The following is an 8058-nucleotide window of genomic DNA, read 5'->3' on the forward strand; positions in this document are numbered from 1 at the left end:
GATGTTGTCACGGAGCTTTGCTAAGCAGCAACGACGAAAAGAGGCCAGGCGCGCTTCTGCGATGAGAGGCCGGCCTCTTCTTTTGTCCGCCCTTGGCTGGGATTAGGCCAAGTCGCCGACGAAGGCCCGCCAGGCGTCGTGGCCGAAGGTGATGGCGGGGCCGGCGGGGCGGGTGCTGTCGCGGACCGGGACCAGGTGGGGGAGGTTCGGGGCGACCTCTACGCATTCGTTGTTGCCGCCGCTGTACGAGCTGGTGCGCCACCGTGCGTCCGACAGGTCCGGCGTGCTGTGGTGTGCGCTGCTCATGCTTGATGCTCCTCGGCCCTGCGGTGGATGACAGCGCGGGACTCGGCCGGGGAGAGCGCGGACGTGCGGGCGGCGTCGAACAGGTCCTGGTAGCGCGAGACGTCCGCCTCCCGTTCCAGCCACATGGAGCCGGACGGGTTGTCCGCAAGCACCACGTCGAGCGCCCCCTCCTCGGGAAATCCCAGCACTACGTACGGGCCGAACATACTCGCATGCGCCCCGCGCGAGAACGGCAGCACCTGCACCGTCACGTTCGGGCGCTCGGAACTGGCCAGTAGGCGCTGAAGCTGCGAGTTCATCACCTGGGCACTGCCGACCTGCTGGAGAAGGACGGCTTCCGACACCACGGCCCACAGCTGTAGTGGGGTGTCGTCCAAGAGCCGTTCCTGCCGTGCCAGGCGGACCTGCACGAACTTCTCGATCTCGTCCGCCGTTTGCCACTGACGTGAGGCCACCGTGACCGCGCGAATGTAGTCCGGGGTCTGGAGCAGGCCGGGAATCAACTGTGCCTGGAAGGTCCGGATGGACCCCGCCATCGCCTCCAGCGCGATGTAGTCGCGGTAGGTGTCGGCCAGTACGTCGCCGTACTGGTTCCACCAGCCCTCCCGACGCCTGCGGTTCGCCTTGCGCGCCAGGGAGGCGAGGCGGTCACGGACCTCGTCGTCGGAGAGCTGATATGCGTGCAGCATCGCTGTCAGGTCGGGCAGTCGTACCGCCACGCGGCCGTTCTCGATCCGGCTGATCTTGCCCTTGGTGCAGTCGAGCGCCTCCGCCGCTTGGTTGGTCGTCAGGCCGGCCTTCTCGCGCAACCTTCGTAGTTCATCACCGAGTTGGCGCCCAAGGACGGTCGAGGTGTTGGTGGCGGTGCTCTTCGTGTGCATGTGAACACCTTTAGCAAAATAGAGGCTCTGTCGGGGGCGGGGTTGCCCGAAAGGGGGAAAAATGACGCTGAGGCTATCGGCAACGTTGCAGTTTCGGATGGTGCGCACTCATTCTGACGGTGGCGGGCGGAGTGCACCGGCGAACTGGTCTCGCCCGCATCGGACTTCGGTTGAGCTTCGACCACGTGGAGACTGCGATGGCTGAACTGTGTGAAGTGAACTTTCGGCTGGCCCGCTGCCGCAGTAGCGTCCCCCGGGCCCGGGCCCTCCTCCGGGCCAGGCTCGGTGAGTGGCGGGCCGGGCAGGAGGCTGTCGAGACGGCGGAGTTGGTGCTGTCCGAGCTGGTGACCAACGCCGTGCGCGTAGTCGTTCCCGGGGACCGGATGATTGGTGTGCGCATCGCGTGCCGGGACCGGGGCGCGTGGCTCCGGCTTGAGGTGAGCGACGCCGGTGATGGCCGGCCCGTGGTGCGGTGGCCCGGTGAGTTGGAGACGGGCGGGCGCGGGCTGCTGATCGTCGATGCGCTGGCCCTCTGCTGGGGGGTGAAGCAACGGTCGGCCGGGATCGGGAAGACGATCTGGGCGGAGGTCGTGACCCCCGCCGTCGTTCCCGTACCGGAGCCGACGGTGGTCGGCCCCTCGGTGATGTCATGAGGAGGTTGTGGCGTCTCCTCCGGCGGCGTTCGGCACTGCCTGCCGCGCCCCTGTTTCGCGGCACCCTGATCCAGCTCGTCGATCGGCGGCCGGTCGTGATCAGCGGGGCGGGGGAGCCCGTCCTGCCCGTGCCGCAGTCGGCTGTGCCTGCTGTTCGGCACGAATTGCGCGGCTCATTGCGTGGGCAGGTTCGGATCGCTCCTCACTTCGACGACCCTCACCCCCGCATCGCCGCAGCCTTCGGGATGGCGTGATGCGCCTTCTCCTCGACACCCCGGTGATCCTCTGGTGGCTCGATGACGCACCGGAGCTGTCCGAGGAGGCCAAACGCCTCCTCGACTCCGCGCCCGCCGTACACATCAGCGCCGTCTCGCCCTGGGAGATCACCTTCAAACAGCACTTCGGCCTGCTGGAGGGGCCGGGCGACCTGGCCGAGCGCGTGCGCGACCTCGCCTTTCCGAGCCTCCCCGTCACCGCCGCGCACGGCGTGCGCGCCGGGCGGCTGCCGATGGTCCACGAGGACCCCTTCGACCGGCTGCTCATCGCCCAGGCGCAGGCCCACCACCTCGTACTCGTCACCCGGAGCGCCTGGATCCCGCAGTACGACGTACCGGTCATACGGGTCTGACCAGCGCCGCCAATACCCCGCGCTCCGGGTGCGGTGGTACGCGGGTCAGATCGCCGGCTCGCCCTCCGCCTTCGTCCGGAGCACGCCCTCCGGGGCCCGCCGCAGCGCCCGGATCGCCGGGACGCTCAGCATCACCGCCAGCAGGGCGAACGACATCACCGACGAGAAGATCAGCACCTCGTTCGCGCCGAACGCGTCCGCCGCCGGGCCCGCCAGGGCGCGGCCCAGCGGGATGACCATGATGGAGCCCGCGACGTCGTACGCCGAGACGCGGCTCAGGACCGTCAGCGGGATGTGCGACTGGACGCTCGTCGCCCACATCACCCCCCAGAACGCGAAGCCGTAACCCGCGATCACGTGGGCGATCGCCGTGGCCGCGAAGGACCATTCCAGCGCCGGGGCCAGAGGGTTGAGCGCGAAGCAGAGCATGGCCAGGGCGCCCGCCACAAGCGGGCGGCGCGGGCGGACCCGCATGCCTATGAGGCCGCCGATGATCGTGCCCGCTCCGTCCGCCGAGGCGATCCAGCCGTACCCGCTCGCCCCGTGCTGCTCGATCATCAGCGCCGCGCCCAGCGGCAGCGCCGGGCCGAACACGAACAGGCCGTACACCGACCAGACCGCGATCACGCCCCACAGCCACTGGCGGGACCGGAACTCCTGCCAGCCCGTCGCCAGCCTGCGCCACATCGGGTCGTCGCCCTCGTCGCGTTCCGTGTGCAGCTTGCGCAGGGGGACGAGGACGAGCGCGCTGAGCGCGTACGCCGCCGCGATCACCACGTACGAGCCCGACACCTGCCAGTACGCCACGAGGATGCCCGCCAGGCCCGGGCCCAGCAGCGTGCTCAGCGCCTCGGAGATCCGCAGCAGCGCGTTGGCCTTCTGGATGTCATCCGCGACCCGGGGCACCATGCTCGCCATCCCGGGCTGGAACATCGCCGTCGCGGCCCCGCTCAGCGCCATCAGGCCCATGATCTGCCAGAGCGGGACGCTGTCGGAGGAGAAGAGGAGCGTGGCCAGCGTGAGCATCGCCAGCATGCGCACCACGTCCGCGCAGATCATCATCAGCTGCGGCGTGAACCGGTCGGCCAGCACCCCGCCGAACAGCACCAGCAGGACGATCGGGGTCATCCACGCCGCCAGCGCGTACCCGACGCCGCTCGCCCCGTGGCCCGCCCCGAGCACCGCCGTGGTCAGGGAGACCATCAGCATGCCGTCGGCCAGCAGCGACGCGCTGCGGGCCGTGAAGAACAGCCGGAACCGGGTCGAGCGCCAGGGGCTGGGCAGCGTGGCCGACTGCTGCGGGAGGGTCGTGTCGTCAACGCTCATGTCACACCTGCCGGCTTCTGCCGGTCCCTTCGTCGATGGTCTTCAGCCGACGCCATGCGTCGCTCCGGTCCGGCTCGGTGGGCGGGTTCTCCACGAGTACGTAGCGGTGGGGCGCCAGGACCCCCGAACCGGCGGCCGGGATGAGGGCGGTCAGCGCCCGGTGGGCCTCCTCGGGCGTCAACGGGGTCTCGCCGCGGGCGATGTACGCCGTGAGGTGGGAGCCAGTGCCGGGCGCCCCGGCCGCACCCGCCCCGGCCGCCCCCTCCGCAGTGCCGTCCCCGCCGGGCGGCTCCTCCGCTGTCCCGGACGGTCCCGGCTCCTCCGCCACCCACACCGGCAGCCCGCCCACCGCCCGGCCGAGCGTCTCGCGCACGGCGTCCGGCGATACCCAGCAGCCGTCCACCCGGAGCCAGCCCGGCCCGCGTTCGGCGGGGCGGACCCCCGTCACCTCGGCCAGCGCCTCCATCGGCACGTCCCCGGCGGCGGCCGCCTCCAGGAGCAGGACCAGGCCGGAGAGGAACTCCTCCGCCTCCTCGGGGGTGAACACCGAAGGGGCGGCCCACAGGGAGATGTGGAGCTGGGGCGCCGTCCGGTACGTGAAGGCGAGCAGCCGGGTCGGCAGCGACTGGGGCGGCCCCCAGGCCAGCTCCTGCTCGGCGTCGTCGCGGTCCTCCGTGTCCGTGCCCAGGAGCGGGGCGGGCAGGGCGCTCACGTCGTTGAACACCACGTCCCGGCCGAAGTGGCTGCCGCGCTCGGCGGTGACCCGGTCGATCATCTCCCACAGCCGTACGGAGTCGAACTGGCTGTGCCGGTAGGCGTTGAGCACCGCGCCCCACGTCCGGGCGACCAGCGCGTCGAACGTCTCCACCCGGACGTCCAGGTGGAGCAGCGCGTCCTGGGACGTGGTCGTCACCGAACGGGCGACCCGGGCGTGGAACCGGTTGGCGCTCGGGACGGCGGTGACACAGCTGTCCTGGCCCGCCCGGTGGGCCACCAGGGCGCACCAGGCGGCCATCAGCACGGTGGCCTCGGGGTGTCCGGTGCGGCGGGCCGCCCCGGCGAGCGCCCGGCCGCCCCGGCGGGAGCGGAGCGTCAGCTGCCGGGCCTCCTCGTCGGTCCCCGGCCTCCTGCCGCGCGGCTCCGCGAACATCTCCTGCGGCCCGGTGCGGAGGATCCGCTCCCAGTACCGCAGGGAAGCCTCCGACTTCCGCAGCCCGGCCGGGGACGCCTCCACGGCGGCCAGGTCGACCGGGGGCAGGGACGTGAGCCCCGGCAGCTCCTTGCCCGCCAGCAGTTCGGCGAACTCCTCGCGCAGGATGGCCATCGCGCTGCCGTCCGCCACCGCGTGGCTGAACGCCAGCGCCACGTAGGCCGGTTGCCCGGCCACGGTGAGCAGGGTGATCCGCAGCGGGAACTCCCGCTCCAGGGCGAAGCGCCCGGCCCGGGCCGCCCGCGCCACCGACTCCGCGTACGTCGCCGGGTCGCCGGGGAGTTCGGCGTGGTCGAGCACGGTCACCGTGAACGTGCCCTCCGCCGCAACGACTTGGTCGACCGGTGCGGTCCCCGGCGGGTGCGGGAAGGTGGTGCGCAGTCCCTCGTGCCGTACGGCCAGGGCGCGCAGGGCGTCGGTGACGGCCGCCGAGGTGGTGCCCTCGGGGGCGGGCCACACATCGTGGATGTTGATGTGGGTGGGGTCGTCCCGCAGGATGCAGCGGATCATGTTGGCCTGGCCCATGGTGAGGGGGCCCCGGCGCTCGTCACCGCCCGCGTAGGCGACGGTGACCGTGGTCGTGGTGAGGGGCGGAGGGTTCCGGTGCATGGTGTCCTTGCCGACGGCGGGGGTCATCGGGTCACGGCCAGGCCCGCTTCGGCGCTCGCACCGGTCAGGGCCTCCCAGTGGTCCATCAGGTGGGCGAAGTCGGCCATGTCGTCCCGGGCCTCGTCCAGGAGCCGGGAGCGGCGGTCGGCGAGTGTGTCCGCGACCGTCGTGTAACGGCCGCCGAGCCGGTGGTACGCCCGGTCGACGGCGTCCAGGCGGCGGGCGACGTCCTTACGGTCGAGGCCGACGCTGTCCCGGAGGAAGCCGGCCACGGGGGACGCCTTGATGTGGCCCGCCGTGTCGAGCAGCGTGTCACCGGCCGCCGCCGTCCTCGCGTACACGGTGTTCAGGTACGCCTTCGCGAGAAGGAACTTGGCGAACCGGACCTGGTACGCCAGGAACCCGGCGTCCGTACGCCGCGCCTCCGTATGGAAGTTCACGATGTGCCGGTTGTGCTGGAGGCCGGGCAACCGGGCGTCGTGGGTGAGGTGGAACAGGAAGTAGTCGGTGCCGATGGTGTCCGTGGCGGGCGGCAACGGCACCCGGCGGTAGACCTCGTGGTCCAGCGCCACGTTGCACATGTCCACGCGCATCGGGCTGATGGGGGCGAGCGTGGCGTGGTCGCCGTCGAACGTCCCTTTCCCCGCGCCCCGGAACGACGCGTCGATCAGGTGGTTGCGCCAGATCGCCGGGGAGCCCTCGGGCAGCGACAGGCCGACCAGTTCGCCGTACGTGTCCGGGTCGAGGGCGCGGATCTCCGCCACGTCCACCGACATCTCGCCCACGAAGGAGCCGCCCGCCACCGCCACCCGCCGGTCGCCCGAGCCCGGCGGCAGCTTGCTCCTCGTCGCCGACTTCCGTACATTGTCCGCCCGTTGGCCCAGGTAGGTCAGCTCCTGGTGGAGGGGGAAGACCGGTTCGCCGTCGACGTACTGGTAGCGGCTGTCGGAGTCCCGGCGGTGCACGGACGTGCAGCCGAGGGCCTGGGCGACGAGGAACGCTCGGTTGGTGCAGGCCCCGTAGGAGACGGAGGACGGCAGCATCAGGTCCAGCAGTCGGTCCGGTCGGGCCGCGCCGGACCGGGCCGTCACCTCGCGCAGGAAAGTCCGCTGCTCGTCCTCGTCGAGGTGGTAGACGGTCACCCCGGGCGACGCGGGCAGCGCGGCCACCGCCTTCCGGTGCTCCGCGAGGACCGGCGCGGGGGAGGAGTCCAGGATCAGGAGGTGGACCTCGACGCCGAACTCCCTTGCCCCGTACGTCGCTTCCTCGCCGACCGCCGCAATCGTGCCGGTGCAGGCCCGGTGGGTGGGCAGGGTCAGACAGACGCGGCGCACGAAGACTCCCCGCTCCGGGCGGCGGATGCGTCGTCCTCGATCGGGTCCTGCCAGGAGGCGAGCCCGAGCAGCCGACTGCCCAGCGGGTTCAGCTCGGCCGTCGGGTAGCGCTGGGACTCGGGCAGCACCGGGTCGCCGACCAGAGTGCGGTTCCAGCGCGGGGTGCGCAGATGGCGCCAGGACTCCACCCGGGACCTGCGCAGCCGCTCGTGCTCCTCCAGTGCGGGCATCATCGACAGGTACTGCACGGCCCGCACCCCGCTCTCGGAGAGGTTGCGTGCCACCCCGTGGGCCAGCAGACCGTTCCAGATCAGCAGGTCGCCGGGGCGCAGATCCGGGCGTACGACGGGGAGTTCGTCCCGGTCGATGGAGGGGCGCAGCGGATCACGGTCCGCCGGCTGGCCGGTCTTCCAGGTGTCGAACTGCCGGAACAGCTCCGGGCAGCACTGGAAGCCGCCCGTCTCCGGCCGGGTGTCGTTGAGCGCGATGATGCCCTGCACCCGCTGCGGCGGCACGGCGAGCGTGGTGTCGATGTCCCAGTGCAGCTCGATGTCGAAGCCCCGGTCCGTCGGCTCGATCAGCGCCCGGTCGCGGTTGCCCCGGTTGGGCGGGTTGAGGTTGAGCCGGTCCAGGGTGACCCACAGCTCCTCGCAGTCCCATACGTCGACGAAGGCGTCGTACACGCGTTGCGACTGCCGGTTGTCCCAGAGGAGTTGGTGGTGGTAGGCCTCGACGAAGCCGTAGATGTGCAGTTGCTGGTCCAGCTCGGAGCGCAGCGGCCGGTCCTCGTACCAGCTCTCCGGCCGCTCGGGATCCAGACCCTGGAACTCCCAGGTGAAGTCCAGCAGTTGCCGGGCCGTCGCCGCCGGTATCGCCTCGCGGACGATGACGTAGCCGTAACTCTGCCAGTGGGCGAAGTCCTCCTCGGACAGCACCCGCAGCGGACGTGACTTGTCGAGCTCCCGCAGGGCCGTCTGGGCGAGGTAGGCCTCGCCGTCCGCGCTGAAGTACGGGATGTCGGAGGCCGCGCGGTGCAGGCGGGGCCGGCGGCGAGGGGCGGGGGTCGTCATGAGGTTCATGGCAGGTTCTTCTCCTCGGCCGGCCGTGCGGC

8 protein-coding genes are annotated in these 8058 nt (G+C 71.4%); 2 read left to right on the forward strand and 6 right to left on the reverse strand.

Annotated elements, in window-relative coordinates:
* Positions 1-102: 102 nt before the first annotated feature.
* The gene (locus tag ACFWM7_RS16085; protein ID WP_383260721.1) at positions 103-306 is read right to left on the reverse strand and encodes a DUF397 domain-containing protein; all 204 of its coding nucleotides are present in this window, start codon (positions 304-306) and stop codon (positions 103-105) included.
* Complete coding sequence (locus tag ACFWM7_RS16090) at positions 303-1187, reverse strand: helix-turn-helix domain-containing protein (protein WP_383260723.1); 885 nt, start codon at positions 1185-1187, stop codon at positions 303-305. Before ACFWM7_RS16090 ends, ACFWM7_RS16085 begins: the two co-directional genes overlap by 4 nt.
* A gap of 197 nt (positions 1188-1384) precedes the next feature.
* On the opposite strand from ACFWM7_RS16090, the gene ACFWM7_RS16095 reads away from it, so the two are divergent.
* Positions 1385-1840 carry an ATP-binding protein gene (locus tag ACFWM7_RS16095; protein ID WP_383260725.1) on the forward strand — a complete coding sequence of 152 codons (456 nt, stop codon included), beginning with the start codon at positions 1385-1387 and terminating at the stop codon, positions 1838-1840.
* Between the two features lie 253 nt (positions 1841-2093).
* Positions 2094-2468, forward strand: coding sequence for a type II toxin-antitoxin system VapC family toxin (locus ACFWM7_RS16100; protein ID WP_383260727.1), 375 nt, complete (start codon positions 2094-2096; stop codon positions 2466-2468).
* A gap of 45 nt (positions 2469-2513) precedes the next feature.
* Here the strand turns inward: ACFWM7_RS16100 and ACFWM7_RS16105 are convergent, their stop codons facing one another.
* From ACFWM7_RS16105 to ACFWM7_RS16120, 4 genes are read right to left on the reverse strand one after another with little or no spacing between them, the layout of a single operon-like run.
* Entirely contained in the window at positions 2514-3794 is a 1281-nt protein-coding gene (locus ACFWM7_RS16105) for an MFS transporter (RefSeq protein ID WP_383260730.1), read from the reverse strand.
* Position 3795: 1 nt separating this feature from the next.
* Complete coding sequence (locus tag ACFWM7_RS16110) at positions 3796-5640, reverse strand: condensation domain-containing protein (RefSeq protein ID WP_383260732.1); 1845 nt, start codon at positions 5638-5640, stop codon at positions 3796-3798.
* On the reverse strand, positions 5637-6947 hold the full coding sequence (locus ACFWM7_RS16115) for a DUF6271 family protein (protein WP_383260734.1): 1311 nt from the start codon (positions 6945-6947) through the stop codon (positions 5637-5639). The genes ACFWM7_RS16110 and ACFWM7_RS16115 overlap by 4 nt, the downstream gene beginning before the upstream one ends.
* Entirely contained in the window at positions 6929-8026 is a 1098-nt protein-coding gene (locus ACFWM7_RS16120; protein ID WP_383260739.1) for a phytanoyl-CoA dioxygenase family protein, read from the reverse strand. Before ACFWM7_RS16120 ends, ACFWM7_RS16115 begins: the two co-directional genes overlap by 19 nt.
* Between the last annotated feature and the right edge of the window lie 32 nt (positions 8027-8058).

The sequence above is a fragment of the Streptomyces sp. NPDC058375 genome (assembly GCF_042723425.1).
GTDB classification, from domain to species: Bacteria; Actinomycetota; Actinomycetes; order Streptomycetales; family Streptomycetaceae; genus Streptomyces; species Streptomyces durocortorensis.

What these genes read in the sequence shown, in the direction of transcription:
- ACFWM7_RS16085 (WP_383260721.1), bottom strand. Translation starts at nt 306, where the DNA reads ATGAGCAGCGCACACCACAGCACGCCGGACCTGTCGGACGCACGGTGG.
- ACFWM7_RS16090 (WP_383260723.1), bottom strand. Translation starts at nt 1,187, where the DNA reads ATGCACACGAAGAGCACCGCCACCAACACCTCGACCGTCCTTGGGCGC.
- ACFWM7_RS16095 (WP_383260725.1), top strand. Translation starts at nt 1,385, where the DNA reads ATGGCTGAACTGTGTGAAGTGAACTTTCGGCTGGCCCGCTGCCGCAGT.
- ACFWM7_RS16100 (WP_383260727.1), top strand. Translation starts at nt 2,094, where the DNA reads ATGCGCCTTCTCCTCGACACCCCGGTGATCCTCTGGTGGCTCGATGAC.
- ACFWM7_RS16105 (WP_383260730.1), bottom strand. Translation starts at nt 3,794, where the DNA reads ATGAGCGTTGACGACACGACCCTCCCGCAGCAGTCGGCCACGCTGCCC.
- ACFWM7_RS16110 (WP_383260732.1), bottom strand. Translation starts at nt 5,640, where the DNA reads ATGACCCCCGCCGTCGGCAAGGACACCATGCACCGGAACCCTCCGCCC.
- ACFWM7_RS16120 (WP_383260739.1), bottom strand. Translation starts at nt 8,026, where the DNA reads ATGAACCTCATGACGACCCCCGCCCCTCGCCGCCGGCCCCGCCTGCAC.